Origin of the sequence: Micromonospora sp. DT201 (assembly GCF_049841575.1) — a bacterium.
In the GTDB taxonomy this organism is placed as follows: Bacteria; Actinomycetota; Actinomycetes; order Mycobacteriales; family Micromonosporaceae; genus Micromonospora.
The window spans coordinates 41,722-56,766 of sequence record NZ_JBNCKP010000031.1; the positions used below are offsets into that span (position 1 = coordinate 41,722).

14 protein-coding genes and 1 pseudogene are annotated in these 15,045 nt (G+C 68.1%); 7 read left to right on the plus strand and 8 right to left on the minus strand.

Annotated elements, in window-relative coordinates; translation table 11 throughout:
- Positions 1 to 22: 22 nt before the first annotated feature.
- Positions 23 to 2,308, minus strand: a complete 2,286-nt coding sequence (locus tag ACLQ28_RS31840; RefSeq protein WP_425689957.1) for an MMPL family transporter — start codon at positions 2,306 to 2,308, stop codon at positions 23 to 25.
- Between the two features lie 202 nt (positions 2,309 to 2,510).
- On the opposite strand from ACLQ28_RS31840, the gene ACLQ28_RS31845 reads away from it, so the two are divergent.
- Positions 2,511 to 2,996 carry a MarR family winged helix-turn-helix transcriptional regulator gene (locus tag ACLQ28_RS31845; protein WP_425689958.1) on the plus strand — a complete coding sequence of 162 codons (486 nt, stop codon included), beginning with the start codon at positions 2,511 to 2,513 and terminating at the stop codon, positions 2,994 to 2,996.
- A 191-nt stretch (positions 2,997 to 3,187) separates the two neighbouring features.
- Positions 3,188 to 4,108, plus strand: coding sequence for an NAD-dependent epimerase/dehydratase family protein (locus tag ACLQ28_RS31850; protein ID WP_425689959.1), 921 nt, complete (start codon positions 3,188 to 3,190; stop codon positions 4,106 to 4,108).
- 44 nt (positions 4,109 to 4,152) lie between these two features.
- Here the strand turns inward: ACLQ28_RS31850 and ACLQ28_RS31855 are convergent, their stop codons facing one another.
- From ACLQ28_RS31855 to ACLQ28_RS31865, 3 genes are all read right to left on the minus strand, one after another.
- A complete protein-coding gene (locus ACLQ28_RS31855; protein ID WP_425689960.1) occupies positions 4,153 to 4,359 on the minus strand; it encodes a hypothetical protein in 207 nt (68 codons plus the stop codon).
- A gap of 200 nt (positions 4,360 to 4,559) precedes the next feature.
- Positions 4,560 to 4,997: a GNAT family N-acetyltransferase gene (locus ACLQ28_RS31860; protein WP_425689961.1), complete on the minus strand. Its 438-nt coding sequence runs from the start codon at positions 4,995 to 4,997 to the stop codon at positions 4,560 to 4,562.
- A 165-nt stretch (positions 4,998 to 5,162) separates the two neighbouring features.
- Positions 5,163 to 5,603, minus strand: a complete 441-nt coding sequence (locus ACLQ28_RS31865) for a VOC family protein (RefSeq protein ID WP_425689962.1) — start codon at positions 5,601 to 5,603, stop codon at positions 5,163 to 5,165.
- Positions 5,604 to 5,800: 197 nt separating this feature from the next.
- Here ACLQ28_RS31865 and ACLQ28_RS31870 point away from each other — a divergent pair, with 197 nt between their 5' ends.
- Positions 5,801 to 6,364 (plus strand): DinB family protein, encoded by a 564-nt coding sequence (locus ACLQ28_RS31870; protein ID WP_425689963.1) that lies wholly within the window; start codon positions 5,801 to 5,803, stop codon positions 6,362 to 6,364.
- Between the two features lie 121 nt (positions 6,365 to 6,485).
- Here the strand turns inward: ACLQ28_RS31870 and ACLQ28_RS31875 are convergent, their stop codons facing one another.
- Together ACLQ28_RS31875 and ACLQ28_RS31880 are read right to left on the minus strand one after the other, a co-directional pair.
- Positions 6,486 to 6,794, minus strand: coding sequence for a MerR family transcriptional regulator (locus ACLQ28_RS31875; protein WP_425689964.1), 309 nt, complete (start codon positions 6,792 to 6,794; stop codon positions 6,486 to 6,488).
- Positions 6,795 to 7,110: 316 nt separating this feature from the next.
- Positions 7,111 to 7,602: pseudogene (locus tag ACLQ28_RS31880) on the minus strand (CbrC family protein); the annotation flags it as partial.
- Between the two features lie 303 nt (positions 7,603 to 7,905).
- Between ACLQ28_RS31880 and ACLQ28_RS31885 the strand changes: the two are divergent.
- From ACLQ28_RS31885 to ACLQ28_RS31900, 4 genes are all read left to right on the plus strand, one after another.
- The gene (locus ACLQ28_RS31885; RefSeq protein ID WP_425689965.1) at positions 7,906 to 8,718 is read left to right on the plus strand and encodes an alpha/beta fold hydrolase; all 813 of its coding nucleotides are present in this window, start codon (positions 7,906 to 7,908) and stop codon (positions 8,716 to 8,718) included.
- 446 nt (positions 8,719 to 9,164) lie between these two features.
- Positions 9,165 to 9,689 (plus strand): SigE family RNA polymerase sigma factor, encoded by a 525-nt coding sequence (locus ACLQ28_RS31890; RefSeq protein ID WP_425689966.1) that lies wholly within the window; start codon positions 9,165 to 9,167, stop codon positions 9,687 to 9,689.
- Positions 9,686 to 10,891, plus strand: a complete 1,206-nt coding sequence (locus ACLQ28_RS31895; protein ID WP_425689967.1) for a hypothetical protein — start codon at positions 9,686 to 9,688, stop codon at positions 10,889 to 10,891. The genes ACLQ28_RS31890 and ACLQ28_RS31895 overlap by 4 nt, the downstream gene beginning before the upstream one ends.
- Positions 10,892 to 11,041: 150 nt before the next feature.
- Positions 11,042 to 12,010, plus strand: a complete 969-nt coding sequence (locus tag ACLQ28_RS31900; RefSeq protein WP_425689968.1) for a hypothetical protein — start codon at positions 11,042 to 11,044, stop codon at positions 12,008 to 12,010.
- A gap of 37 nt (positions 12,011 to 12,047) precedes the next feature.
- Here the strand turns inward: ACLQ28_RS31900 and ACLQ28_RS31905 are convergent, their stop codons facing one another.
- Together ACLQ28_RS31905 and ACLQ28_RS31910 are read right to left on the minus strand one after the other, a co-directional pair.
- On the minus strand, positions 12,048 to 14,087 hold the full coding sequence (locus tag ACLQ28_RS31905; RefSeq protein ID WP_425689969.1) for a hypothetical protein: 2,040 nt from the start codon (positions 14,085 to 14,087) through the stop codon (positions 12,048 to 12,050).
- 39 nt (positions 14,088 to 14,126) lie between these two features.
- A complete protein-coding gene (locus ACLQ28_RS31910; protein WP_425689975.1) occupies positions 14,127 to 14,408 on the minus strand; it encodes a transposase in 282 nt (93 codons plus the stop codon).
- Positions 14,409 to 15,045 lie beyond the last annotated feature (637 nt).

The following is a 15,045-nucleotide window of genomic DNA, read 5'->3' on the forward strand; positions in this document are numbered from 1 at the left end:
GCGATAGGGATCGGCGGGACGCTCACTCATCGATACGCGCCGCCGGGCTCAGCCGCGCCATCGGCTTCGGAGATGTGGCCGGTACGGCGGCCGATTCGGACTCACTGAGGCCGATGCGGCGGTGCAGCCGGCGCAGCGGACCGGGTGCCCACCAATTGGCGGTGCCGGCCAGCCGCATGAACGCGGGCATCAGCACGGCCCGGATCAGGGTCGCGTCGACGAGCACGGCCAGCGCCATGCTGACCCCGAGCATCTGCAGGAACCCGACCCGGCCGGTCGCGTACGCGGCGAAGGTCAACGCCATGATCCCGGCGGCGGCGGTGATCAGAGGCGCGCCGCGCTGGATGCCGGTGGCCACCGAGCGGACCAGGTCACCGGTGCGGTCGTACTCCTCCCGGATCCGGGAGATCATGAAGACCTCGTAGTCCATGGACAGGCCGTAGGCGACGCAGAACATCAGGATCGGGATGCTGGGTTCCATCCGGCCGGTGGCGGTGAACCCGATCAGTCCCGCCCCGTGCCCGTCCTGGAAGACCCAGACCAACGCGCCGAACAGCACCGACAGGCTCAGGACGTTGAGGACTGTCGCCTTCACCGGAATCAGCAGGCTGCCGCTCATCAGGAACAGGATCACGAACGTGACGGCCAGCACCAGCGCGATGACCAGCGGCAGCCGGTTCAGCAACCGGTCGCGGAAGTCGGTCATGTCGGCGGGGAACCCGCCCACCAGGACCGGGAAGGGTGTCTCGACGGCCCGTACTGAGCGCACCAGGGCCGGCACGTCCCCGTCGAGGGCGGCCGTGGTCGGGATGACCGACAGCCAGGTGCCGCGCTCGGCGTCGAACCGGTCGGTCGGCGGGCGGACCTGCTCGCCGCCGCTGAACGACCCGGCGCGGGAGTCCACCTGGAACACCCCGGGCAGCCGGGACAGCCTGGCGGCGTAGCTGGCGACGTCGGCCTCGCGCGTCGCCGGGTCGGCCAGGTCCTCGGCGACGACCTGGATCGCGTCGCTCTGCTCGACGGCGAAGTCGGCGCGGATGTGTTCCTGCACCAGGCGACTTGTCGCGTCGGCGGGCAGGATCCGCTCGTCGGGCAGCCCGAAGCGGACGCCGAGGAAGGGCGCGCCGAGCAGCAGCAGGATCCCCACCGCGGCGCCGCCGGTCAGCAGCGGCCGGCGCATGACCCCGAGGGCGAGGCGGTACCAACGACCGCGTTCCAGGCCGGTGGCCGCCGTGACGCCGCGCCGGGCCACCCGGGCCCCGAGGCCAGCCAGCGCCGCGGGAAGCACCATCACCGCCCCGAGCACCGAGGTGGCCACGACCAGGACCCCGGCGTACGCGAAGGAGCGCAGGAACGGGAACGGCAGGGCGAGCAGTACCGCCAGCGAGGCCGCGACGGTGACGCCGCTGAACACGACCGTCCGGCCGGCGGTCTGGGTCGCACGGGCCACCGCCGAGGCGACGTCCCGGCCGCGGGCGAGTTCCTCGCGGAACCGGAAGATGACGAACAGGCTGTAGTCGATGCCGAGACCGAGGCCGAGGACCAGGGTCAGGTTCGCGGCGAACGTGGACACCTCGGTGAACAGGGTGATCACCCGGAGCAGGGCGAGGGTGGTGAGCATCGCGAACAGCCCGACCCCGATGGTGAGCAGCGCCGCGGACAGCCGGCGGTAGACCCAGAGCAGCAGTAGGAACACCACCGGCAGGACGACGACCTCGGCGCGGATGAAGTCCGTCCGCGCCTGGGTGGCGACCTGCCGGAAGACCTCGTCCTGCCCGCCGACGGCCACCGTGATCGGGCCGCTGTCGCGGGTGAAGCGCGGCGACAGGTCGGCCAGAGTCTCGCGCGCCTCGGTCGCCGAGCCCGGCAGCCAGGCCACCACCAACGCCCGGGTGCCGTCCTTGCTGCGCAGTGCCGGGCTGGAGTCGTACGTCCAGTAGGAGCCGGCGTCAGCGACCTCGGCCTGCCCGCTGAGTTCCGTGGTCAGCGCCCGACCGGCCTGGGCGACCTCCGGGCTGTCGACGGTGCCGGTCTTCGCGGTGACGAGCAGCAGCAGGTTGGGGCTGCCGGTGCCGAACCGCTCGTGCAGCAGGGCGTCCGCGCGGACGGACTCGGCGCCGGGGGACTCGAAACGGGACAGGGACAGGGCGTTCATCGCGCCGGCCCCGAAGACGCCGGCAAGGACGGTGACCAGCGCGGCCATCACGAGTACGGTGCGCCGGCGGGCGGCCAGCAGGCGACCGAGCCGGTACAGCCGCGAGGCATCGTGGTGCTCGGGCGGAGCGGGGTACGGGTCCAGGGCGGACATGACGCGCTCTCCTAGTCAGGTGGGTCGGAGCCGGTGCGCGTCCAGCCACGCTGGTGGGGACGTGCTGGTCGAGCAGCCGCGCGGCTTCGGTGGACTCGGCGGCGGGATCCTCGGCGCCGCCGTTGCGTACGTCAGGCATATCATATCTATGACGTATCGTATGTCCGGCCTATGAATATCGCCAAGACCTAAACTGGGCCGCATGGCGCGACCGAATGGCGAACAGCAACCCACGGGTACGACCAGCCCGGGCTCGGCGATGTCCGGCCGGACGGGTTTCCGGTTGATCAAGCTGGGCGAGCTGGCGATGGTCACCGCCGAGCGCGCCCTCGAACCTTTGGGCGTACGGCCCCGGCACTTCAACGTGCTGGCCACCCTGGCCGCCGACGACACGCTGTCGCAGCAGGACGTCAGCCGGCTGCTCGGCATCGACCCCAACGTGCTGGTCGGCGTCATCGACGAGCTCGAGAAGCAGGGGCTGGCCGAGCGTCGGCGCAATCCCCAGGACCGGCGCCGGCACGTCGTCGCGCTGACCGACGCCGGCTGGCAGGTGCTACGCGACGGCGCCGCCCTGCTCGACGAGGCCGAGGCGGCGTTCTTCGCCGAGGTTCCCGCCGCCGAACTGGCGGTCCTGCACGAGGTCGCCGCCCGGCTGCTGGCCCGGCACCCGGCGCCTATGAAGCGCTGACGGCGGGACGTCACCCTGCACCCGCTCAAGGGCAACCGGCTCGTCCACGTCACCGGCGGGCAGGGGCTCAGTACCCACCCAGGGCAACATCAAGGCCGCCGGGGCGCAACGGGTCAGGCAGGGACCGACGCCCGGTCAGTGGCGGCGCCCGTGGCTTGACAACCAGCCGGTCCCAGAGTGGACGATGCAGCGTGCGAATTCTCGTGGTGGGTGGCAGTGGTCTGATCGGCGCCCACGTGGTGGACGTGCTGCGCGAGCGCGGTCATGCGGCGACCACCGTGGCGCGTACCGCCCATCCCGGTGTCGATCACCTCCTCGACGCCGGGTCGGCCTCGGTCGACGAACTGCGCGCGCTGCTCACCGGTCAGGACGGCGTCGTGTACGCGACGCGCACCGACGAGCAACGGCCGCTGCCCAAACCGATCTACCCGGAGTTTCGCCGCGACAACGTCGATCCGGTGGTGCGCCTGTTCACCGCGGCTCGCCTGGAAGGTCTCACCCGCGGCGTCGTGATGGGCTCCTACTACACCCATTTCGACCGGCTCCACCCACAGTGGCGGCTCGCCGAGCGGCACACCTACATTCGCTGTCGCGTGGAGCAGGCCCGAGAAGGACGGGCGGCGGCTGGCTCGGAGCTGCCGATCGCCGTACTCGAACTGCCATTCGTGTTCGGTCGGGCCGGCGACCGGCTGCCAAACTGGGCGGGACCACTGGACCGGTGGGCGCGGTCGCGTACACCTCTGGTCGCGCCGACCGGCGGAAGCGCCGCGGCCTCCGCGCGCAGCGTCGCCGAGGTCGCGGTGGACGCTCTGGAGCAGGCCAGCGGCGCGGACATCCCGGTCGCCGACGAGAACCTCACCTGGGACGACATGATCGGGCGCATCGCCGAGGCGGTCGGCCGACGCCGCCGGGTCACCCGCCTGCCGGCCGGCGCGGCAAGGGCCGCTCTACGACTCGGCGGCGCGATGCAGGCTCTTGGCCGTAAGGAGTCGGGCATCAACCTCAGCCACCTCGCCGACCTCCTGCTCGCAGAGCTGTTCATCGAGCCGACGACCGGTCGACCGCTGGACCCGGCGCTGCGCGAGACGTTCCCCGACAACCGGGCTGCCTAACCTTCGTTTCTCGGACTCACGTCAAAGTGGCTGGCGCTTCAGTGTCAGCCACGCTCGGCGCCCCTCATGCCGCGGTAGACCACGGTGATGGCCAGGAACAGGGAGCCAACGAGCACGACGGTGATCGCCGCATTGACCGCTACCGGCAGATCCTGAACCAGGTACTGCTTCACGTAGTTGCAGCCGAGAATGACGACCAGGTAGACCCACCAGGGTGCCCACCTGCTCTTCTGTTGTTTTTCCGGACCCACGGGTCGACCTCTTTCAACATGGTTCGCAGGGCTCGCCCTCGGTCGCCTTGACGCCCCGGAGGCGAAACGGCGCTGTATCCAGCCTGCCCCAAGCGGTCGGCCGCGCCATCGACGACGAGAACGAGACCTGCCTCATCAGTTGGTACTACGGCGCTATCGGAGTTTCGCCGCGATCGGAACGGCCTAGCCTCGGGTGCTCGTCACGATGGTCGAGCCAGATACGCGGTCTTGGCGTCGGCCGAGAACCCGCAGGCTCGGTAGAAGGCGTGGGTCGCGGGGTTACGCGAGCCCGTCATCAGCATTGCTTTGTAACAGCCCGCATCCCAGGCGGCTTGGAGTGTGCCGGCCATGATCTGCCTACCCAGACCGGTGCCTCGCCGCGATTTCTCGACGACGACGTTCTCGATGACAGCGTAGGGCGATGCCGACCGGCTGAGATTGGGGATCACGTTGAGGTACGTCGTGGCGACGACAACACCGTCCAGCTCGAGGACGAAGAGACGCAGCCCTGGAGAGCCGAGGATCTCCTGAAAAGCCGCGACGTCGGATCCATCCTCCAGAACCGGATCGTCGGAGTTCAGTTGCCGGTAGAGGCGGATGATCTGCTCGAAGTCGTCAGGCCCAGCCACACGGAACATGACGAGAGCCTAATAAACGCGTATGGCAAATCCTCTGACCCTCGTCGATCATGCGGTTGTGGTGCCCGAAAAACACCTGACGGCCACTTTTGTCACCCACCACAACCCCTTGATCGACGTCGGTCGGGATGGGGGGTCTGCACTGTAGGGGAACTCTGGTCGTCGTCAGTTGAGCTGTTCGGCCAATCCGACGATGATGCCCTCGGGACCGCGGACGTAGCAGAGGCGATAGATGTCCTCGTACTGCGCCAACTCGCCGACGAGCTCGGCCCCATGCGTACGCAGGCGGGCAACGACATCCTCGATGTCGTCGACGGCGAACATGATGCGACGAATGCCGAGCGTGTTCGCCGGCGCCTCCTTCGGCGCGGCGATGATCGCCGTCGGCGTGTGGAACATCGCCAGCTCGACCTTGCCATGGCCGTCCGGGGTCCGCAGCATCGCGACTTCCTGCTTGACGTCATCGATCCCGATGACACGCTCCACCCAGCGTCCCTCGACTGGCCCTCTGCCCTCCAACTCCATGCCGAGTTCGACGAAGAACGAGATGACTGCGTCAAGGTCTTCGACAACGATGAGGACGTTGTCCATCCGCTGGATCGCCATGATGGATCTCCCTGGTCTGGTGTGGCCACGGTGGCCGCACCCGCCCCTGAGACGGAGCCGTCCGCAGATTACCCCGAACCGAATGATGTTGAGTCGAAGACTCTCGACCATCGGGCGCGGACCGGGGCACGCGGCAGACAATGGCCCGGCGTCCGCGAGGGTCGCAGCCGGATCTCCGTTGTATGTAGTGTGCGGAAATGACAAGAAGCCAGCGACTCGCGGACCAGCTGGACCGGCACTGGCACAAGAACCTGCGGCCGCGGCTGCACGGTCTTGCCGATGAGGAGTACTTCTGGGAGCCGGTACGCGGCTGCTGGAGCATCCGCCCACGTGGCACGTCGGCCGCACCGATGTCGGCAGGTTCGGGGGAATGGACGATGGACTCCGCGTCCCCTGGCCCGGTGCCGGCACCGGTGACCACGATTGCCTGGCGGCTGGCGCACATCATCGTCTCCTGCCTGGGCTATCGGGTCGGATGGCACTTCGGCGGCCAGGACGTCGACTCCCAGACGTACGCCTACGCGGGGACCGCTGATGAGGCGCTAAAACAGCTCGATGAGATGTATGGGAGATGGAACGCGGGGGTCCGCGAGCTCTCGGACGCTGAGCTGGAGAATCCGCCCACGGTGGGTCCCGAGCGGTTTCCCATGGAGGGCATCGTCCTGCACATCAACAGGGAGCTGATCCATCACGGCGCCGAGATTTCCCTGCTGCGCGACCTCTACCGCTGGCAGGACGGAGCCGTACCGCGCCGAATATGACTTCGCGGTAACCGGCGATCGAGCTTCGGAAACCTACGTGGACTCCGTGACGCTCCGTGGCTGCGAGCTTCGGTAAGGCTGCGCTGTCGAGCAACCGTCCGATCCCGTCGCTGCCTCGGGCTTAAACACGCGGCTCCGGGACCTTTCGGCATGGGTCGTGACGCGGCTCGTTCAGCCGGATCTTCTCCTCCAACAGCGCCGACAACGCTGGTCCGTCATCCGTCGCGTCGCGCAGTTGCTCACCGTGCTGAGCGATTTCCGCCAAGGAGAAGCCGAGCCTCTGCGCGGTGCGGACGTGTCGCAACCAGGTCACCGCGTCGGGCGGAAAGTCGCGGTAGCCGTTTGTTAGGCGCCGCCCCGCGATGAGGCCGCGCTTCTCGTTACTCGACGGGCGGCTGTCGGTACGAGACGTCCAGATCTGGCTCAACAAGGTCGCGAAGACCTGCCAGTGCTGCGCGCAGGGAGAGGACGAACGCCGGTCTGCCATCGGCCCGCCCTGCGGGGGAGCGGGCCGCCGCCCGGCCCGCTACGTCGAGCGGACCATGACGCAGGTTCGGATGCTGGCGCGCTGGGTGGTGGTCTGCTCGGCTCGCCCTGGGTCGATGGCAGGCGGGATGCCTACCGCAACCACCCACGGCCCGGCACCCGCCGACGATCTTCGGCCACGCCGGCCGCACCCTCGCCGTCGAAGCCGCCGACAACATCCTCCGCGTCCACGATGGCAACCAACTCCTCACCAGAAACGCGGTGACCAGGCCGTCCTTGCTGATCGCCTGCAAGTACCACTCCTTTTCCTCAGCCGACCAACCAGACCCGGCAATCTCCAACCGCAGGTGGTCCAGTGCGTCAGGAAAGTCAGCCAACTCACGCGCACCGACCTCGCCATGGAACTCCGCCGCGTCCCCGCAGTGGTGCAACCACCGCTCCTGCTGCCAGCCGGCGAAGCCCGGCGTTCGGCGGAGAACCATCTCAGTCACGCTCGACGGGACATCCTCTGGCACCCGCCAATGCGCATCGGTGAACTGCGCGTCGAACGTCGCCGCCGCCCGGCCGTCCGCGATGCACCAGGGGCACAGCCTTCTGCCCACCTCTTCGACGGCATACACCGGGCCGACATACGTGAAGGGCCGCCGCTGGCCGCAACACGCACACACCACCTCGGCTGCCACGACCGAACCCGTCGCCGCTGGGTCTGGGTGGTAGGGAAACTGCGGAAGACCTGCCTGCTCAGCCAGCACCGGCCGATCCTAGGGCGCTACGTCCCAGCCGCTCGACTCCCAAAGCGGTTACCCTGACCTGAAGATCGTCTAGCCGGACGTGTCACCCGCGCCCCGAGACTGATCTGTCAGGCAGGTCCTGACACCCGAACCAACCCGTCGGACATCCGCCCAGGACTTGCGGAAAGTAGGAGCATCCACTTCGCCGGCGGCTGGTTCGTACTCCGCTTGATCCGTGACCGGTTGGCGTCACATGATGCGTGACACTCCGCCGAGTGCTGGTGGAGGCGACCACGGTTCCCCTGCTGGAAGCGGAGAAGCTAAATGGATTTCGCACTACCGGACAATCGGGTTCTGGGTTGGGCGGAGTACGGCGATCCGGCCGGGGTGCCTGTGGTTTACCTGCATGGCACGCCAGGTTCTCGGCTCAGCCGCCCGGACGACACGGCGTTGGTGGGCGTTCGCCTGATGACCGTGGACCGGCCTGGATACGGTCGGTCGACACCTGTGCGGCGGCCAACGCTGCTCGGCGTCGCCGATGCGGTCGGTGCGCTGATGACATCTCTGGGAATCGAGCGTTTCGGAGTGGTCGGGTTCTCCGGTGGCGCGCCGTACGCTGTGGCCTGTGGTGCCCGGTTCCCGCAACGCCTTTCCGGCGTCGTCGCCGCCGGTTTCACCGGCCCATACCGGGAGCTGCGGACGGTACGCGGCTGGCAGCGGCTTCACGCGTGGACGATGTGCAACATCCCGGGACTCGGCCGCCCCTACGTGGCTCGCGCTGCCGCCTGGTACGCGGAAGACCCCCTCAAACAGCACCGAGAACTGCTTGCGAGTGGCCAGGACACCTGGATGCAGCCAAGTGAGGAGTCCCACCTCGAAGGCGCCCGCCAAGGCGCTGCCGGCTTGGTCAGCGACTGGCTGGCCACAGACATTCGTCCGTGGGGATTCCACCTTCGCGACGTGCCCTGCCGCGTCCTGATCTGGGCTGGTCGACACGACCCCGGCAGAGCTGTTGCCGACGCGCCACTGATCGCCGCACGGATGCCCGACGCGGAGGTCCGCATCGGCGAGAACGCCGCTCACACACCGTCTCCTGATCACTGGCGGGAGATGCTGACGTGGGTCAAGGGTGGCTAGTACTCCAGCCGCACCTGGTGGAGTTGGAGTCTTCGCTGGTAGTGGGCTGTTTTGGCGCGGTATTGGTGTCGGCGTCGCCATCGTGACCATCGATGGATGTGGTCGTAGGGTCGGATGGTGGTGATCAGGTGTGCCAGGAGACGTCGGACCCCGCCGAGCGTGAGAGGAACGAGACCCTCTTGCTCGAATCCGGCACCCCCTTTTTGGCGTGGGCGGCGGTGACGGCGAGGTAGGCGTGGGCGCACAGAACGAGCGTTATGTGGCGGTTCGTCTATCCCCGCCGTGTCGCGTCAACTGCCCCGCGGATTCGGGTCTGAATCGTGCTCGTCCGAGGCCAGGCGGGGTCAGGCGGGGTCAGGCGGGGTCAGGCGGTAAATGTCTTGGCCGGCAAAGCAGCAGCCACCGCGGGCCTGGCGTTGTTATCGGTATGAGGGATAGGTACACCCGTGGACGCTGACCTCGAACGGGAGTTCAGCGATTTCATCGCGGCCCGCTCGCACGCACTGTTCCGGACCGCACTCGCCCTGACTGGGCACCGTCAACAGGCCGAGGATCTACTCCAGACGGTACTGACCAAGGGCGCCCGACACTGGGGGCGGATCCACACCGGCAACCCCGAGGCGTACCTGCGCACCGCGCTGTACCGCCAGCAGACGAGTTGGTGGCGCAGCCTCCGGCGGGGGCGCGAGGTGAGCGCCGACCAGTTGCCGGAGGTCGCGACGACGACCGACGCCACCGCCACCGTCGACCTCAACCTGGCGCTCAGACAGGCATTGGCGCAGCTCGCGCCCAAACACCGGGCGGTGCTTGTGCTCCGCTACTTCGAAGACCGGCCGGACAGCGAGATCGCGGAGATTCTGGGCTGCACCCAATCCACGGTACGCAGCCAGGCCGCACGGGCTCTCGCCCGGCTGCGCGAACTCTGTCCCAGGCTCGACATCCTCGCCACGAAGGAGGCGGCAGACCGATGAACCCGCACCTCACCACAGCGCTCCGCACCGCGTTCGAGGAACTGGCCGAGACCGCGCCCGCGCCGGTCGGGCTGGCCCAGGCCGCACTGGTCAGCGCCCGCCGGCAACGGGTCACCCAGCTGGCCGTCGGCGGTGGCTTCGCCGCGGCGATCTGCGCCGCGCTGATCGGCGTGGTCGCCGTCATCGCCCCGATCAGCGGTACGGCCGGCGACCAGTTCGCCGATAACGGGCTGAGGCCACTCGTGGTGACCGCGTACAGCGGCATCCGCGATCCGAAAATCGATGATGCGAGCCCGAACTTCCTCTACTCGCTCCTACTGAACGCGAAGACCGGCCAGTACGACCGGGTGCCCTACCGGTATGCCATGCCGTCCCCGGACGGCAGTCAGGTGCTGGTCGCGACGGGTGACAACAGTCAGCGCTATCCCAAACGGGCGGGCGTACTGGACCGGGCCAGCGGGAACGTACGGTGGATCGCCGAACTCGGCAGAACCAGCCACGCCCACTTCCCCGGCTATTCAACCGACGGGCGCTGGTCGCCGGACGGGCAGCGCATCCTCTTCACCCACATGCCGCGCACGGGTACGCCCGGCTTCGTGCTGGTGGATGCGGAGACGCTCACGACAACGTTCGTCCCACTGCTCGACCTGGCCGCGCAGAACGACAAGGCCACCGGCATGATCTGGACGCCAGACAGTAACGGGCTCGCACTGAAGCTCTCCAAGTCTGTCGATGAGGCCACGGTGATCGGGATCCGCATCTATGACCTGACGGGCAGAGTGCTGCGTACCGTTCCCGCCAGCGGCGGCCCGCTGGACGACGTCAGCTTCTCCCCCGACGGCGGGCGACTGGCGCTGGCGCCGGACTCCGAAGGGGTGCGGCAGACCTCCGTCACGGTGGTCGATCCGGTCACCGGGGCGGTCCAGCACAGCGTCAAGGTGCCCCTTGCCGGCGACCTGATCGGCTGGACGGACGACCAGCACCTGCTGATCCGCGTCTACCACGACGCGGGCGGGATACCGGCATCGGACCAGCCCGCCCCAGTCCTCGGACCGGGTGACGACGAGTACGATCGCCTGCTCGTGGTCGACCTGACCGGTCGGGTGACCCACTCGATGCACCTACCGGCCGAGTACGCCGACCACCTCCTCGTCGGCTCCTCAGCCGGCCTGCCGAGCAGCGCCGCGAAGATCACCTTCTAAGCCGTGCTGGACCCCGCCATCGTCGACGAAGTCGGCCAGAGCAGCTGACACCGGTACGGGGCGGGTCGGGTCACCGTGGCGCGGCCCGCCCTCGTACCGCCCATCCGCAGCACGTACCCCCTTTGGCCCATCCCCCTGGAGCCGCCTTCTATGCGCCCTCGCGTGATCATGGTGTTCGCTGTCGCGGCGATCGTTTTCGGCGGGGTCCTGCTGGTCCCTGCCGCGTACGCCAGACTCGCCACCACTGCCGATCCGACCGACTCCGCATCCGCCACCCCCACCACCCCGCCGCCCGCGCCGACCCCGCCACCGCCACCGCCACCGACCCTGGCCGCCGCACCGGTATCGGTGCCGGTGGACGGCTTCCTCGCGTGGGCACTGCTGGACCGCGAGAGCGGCCAGACCGCCGGCTCGGCCAACAGTGCCACGTCGACCAACTCCACCGAATCGATGATCAAGGTTTGGATCGTCGCGGACTTCCTGCGCCGGACGGCGGAGGCGAACAGAACGCCCTCGGACGATCGCCTGGAACAGGCCAGGCAGGCGATCCGCTACAGCTCCAACGACTCGGCCGAAGCGCTCTACAACGCCGGCGGCCGCACAGCGGTGATCAGACGGATGATCAGCCTCTGCCGGTTGACCAAGACGAGGCTGGGCACCATCCCTGGCTACGCGGGCTGGTGGAGCTTCACCGAGATGACCGCCCAGGACGCCGTACGAATGGGCGAGTGCATCAAGAGCGGCAAGGCTGCAGGTCCTAAGTGGACTGATTGGTTGCTCAAGGAGATGCGCAACGTCTGGGGCACCACCGCCAAGAAGGATCAGCAGGAGACGAGAGAGGGCGGCCGGTGGGGCATCATCGACGGCTTACCGAAGGAAATGCTCGAGAAGGATCCGGTCAGCATCAAGAACGGTTGGACCTCGCTCGGCTATGACGGCAACTGGCACGTCAACTGTCTGGCCGTCACCAACAACTGGGTACTCGCGGTGCAGGTGCGCTACCCGGACCAGCGGGGCCTCGACTACGGCGCACGCGTCTGTGCGAGCGTCGCCGCCCAACTGGTGACCCCGCGACCGGGTGCCGCGCTGAACGTGCCCCGACCCCTGACCGGAGGCTGACCAGACTCACTGACTGGGGGCCGACGAGATCATCGAGTCACTCATCGACCTGGCTGGGACGGTCAGCCCACACCGGGCTGGGCCAGGCCAAGCCGACGTGGAAGGTGTCGTTCAGACCCGGATCCGCAGGTAGTGGTGGACGCTTGAGTGCGGCGAACAGGTCCGGGATCAGCACAGCGTTGGGGTGGCTCAGAGGCACGGTCAGCACTGGCTTCTCGATGCCTTCCTGGTGGATCCAGATCATGCCGTTGCGCAGGGACGCAGGGCTTATCGACGCCCAGGGCAGAGAGAAGCGTGGCTTCGCACACGCGATGCCGTCCAGGCTCACCTTCACGCTACCGCCGACCGTGACGGTCTCACCACGGCGAACCTGGCTGACCAACTCGTTGAGTAACCGGGGCTCCAGATACTGCCTGGCCAGGTTTACCAGGAACGTCCACTCCTGCGGCTGTTCCGCTCGGCGGCCTCCTTTCGAGAAGCTCACGGCAACCTTCGGCCCGCCGTAGTACGGGTAACGCCCCACCTGGAAGTCCCACCTGTTGTCGTAGAAGGTGGGGAACATGAAGCGCTTTTCGGCGACCTGAATCGACGAATAGCTGACCCACTCCACCTGGTCGAGCGTGATCGATTTCCTGCCGTAGGTGATCACCTGTGGGTCGGCGTGAAGACGTGTCCAGCCGAGGGTGGTGTCGAGGACCGAAACCTCGCCGGGCCCCGGCCGCCCCGCGAACGGCATCGCCTCTTGTCGGGGTGTTGATGTGGAGGACGCGTTCCGGGGGCTGGGGGCTACCACGGCGGGTCGCGGGGCCGGCGCCTGTCGCGTCGGTGATGGCGTGGGCTGGTCCTGCCGGACGTCGGGCCTTCGGGTCGTCGCACCAGTCTCTCGCGGTGCCGTACGGGGTGCAGGACCGAACTCGACGGCACTGGCCGTGTGTTCGGAGAGCCATGCCGGCGTGTGGGCGCGTGGGTAGGCGGCCAGGTCCTCCCGGTAGCACTCGGGGGCCAGCAGATGGTCGTCCGGGAAGGGCCGATCGCCGTAGTCGTAGTCCGTGGTCATCTGGGCGCCTGTTCCAGCGCTGTCGCTGACGGTGAGCAGCAGACGCCACCACGGCCCGGCCGGCATCCGTGCGGCGAGATGCCGCTGCCTGCGGACCAGCACGGCAATCTGCTCGGGTACCCGAACCTCGGTGCTCCGACTACCGGACCAGAACCCCAGTTGGGCGACCTCGCCGGACACCGTGAAGGAGAAGACCGCCGCGAAGCGGTCCCACCCCGGCGGACCGAGCAGGGCCAACTGCTGTGCGATCGGGCCGAGCAGCGCCGACGCCCTGGCCGCGATCACCTCGGTGGGGGTGTCGATGGTGAACGAGGCGATGCCTGCGGAGCCTTCCGACGCGGAGTCAAGCCGCATGACCTCGTCCCTGAGGTCGGCCATGAACCCTTCCCCAGCCAGCCGGCGGCGCACATACGCCTCCTCGGCGGTGAACATCTCCTCGGCCTGCCGCGCAGGGATCGAGCTCGATATCTCCTTCACCCGCCCCGCATCGCTCACCAGAAAAACCGACCTGCCCACCGGCATGTCCAGAAAAGCCATCGGATCGCTTTCGTCCACGTCCACCGGCGCGTACACGCTCCAGCCCGCTTCGAAGCGATCCGCCACAAGCCCTTGCGTGGGGTAGTCCAGGCGGCTAGCCCGGATCCGTTCCACGACAAGCGAGACGGCCCGTGCCGCGGCCATCCGCTCGCTATCCAGCGTCGAGGCGTGGTCGAGAGGGTGGTCGGCCCAGCCACTGGTGCTGGCCGACGACGGGCCGCGGTAATGCTGTGTCAGGTCGAACCAGAGGCGCACCTCCTCGGCGGTCTCGATGTCGACACCGGCCGCGATCACCGACCACGAGCCGCTGACGTCCCGCCCGTAGAGGGTGATGTGGGCGCGTTCATCGCAGACCGACACGTAGTTCGTCCGATAGCTGTCGCCGAATTCGGCGACTTCGCCGAGGGTGGGCACTGTGGAGGCGACACGTTCGCCGAGCCGTTCGCCACCGGCGTCGGAGGCAGCCATCATGTAGCGGGTCATCGATCCTGCTCCTGTCGCGACTAGCGGGTCGGGGCGGGATCACCTGCCGCACCAGTAGCTGACGATGTCGGCTTGCCGGTGGGGAGTGCCCCAGCACCAGTGCAGACCTTGCCACAGTGACGAGTTGGCTGAAATGGGCGAGGTGGTCGTGTCCGGGGCGCCCCAACTGGCCGGGTCGCCGAAGATGAACTCGCCCCCGTGTCGTGGCGGGCGCCCGCTGCCGGTTCGTTCCAGTGGTGCCCGCCTACACAGGACCCGGTCGGAGCACATCCGTACCAGCAGCCGCACGGGCAGGTCAGCGAGGAGAAGCGCCGGTCTGATCGACGGCGAGCGGGCCCTCTACGGCGACCCGGTGGCCAAGTTCGTGTCGATGACGCTCTTCCGGAACCCGGCCATGAAGAGGGCATCGCGGTCAGCAACGCCCGACTGGTTACCATGGACTCAACGACCACCATGGCCCCGGTGATCGCGCCGAGTAGCCGCTCCTGCACCGCCCACCGCGCCCGACTTCGCGGGCATCCCGGCGGGACCACCGCACCGTGCCCACCGCCTCCCCCGGTAGCCGGTTAACTCGGCAGAGTAGGGCTGGTCCAGGCCATCGGCCGCGACCAGCAGCACGGGTCGTCCGGCTGGACGCCGACGCAACGGCCTTCCGGACGATCTCAGATGTAGGTCACGGCACCTGCGCCCGTTACTTGGCGTTGTATTGATCTCGGTGGCGAGCAGAGTCGATCAAAGCGGACAACTTGGCCTCTGAGCTGCGGTTACCCCTGGCACTGATGGTTAGCAGTGGGCGCTGTGGGTTCGGCAGTCCGTCCATGTTCGCCGGCTTGGCTGCTCGCTTGGCTGCTCGACGAAACCCTGATGTGGCTCCAGAGCTGGGGTCTGCTGCACCGATAGGTGACATCTGAGATGGCTTGCCCTGGTGGCGGGCTGGAAGGATGTTGCTGTGCCGAAG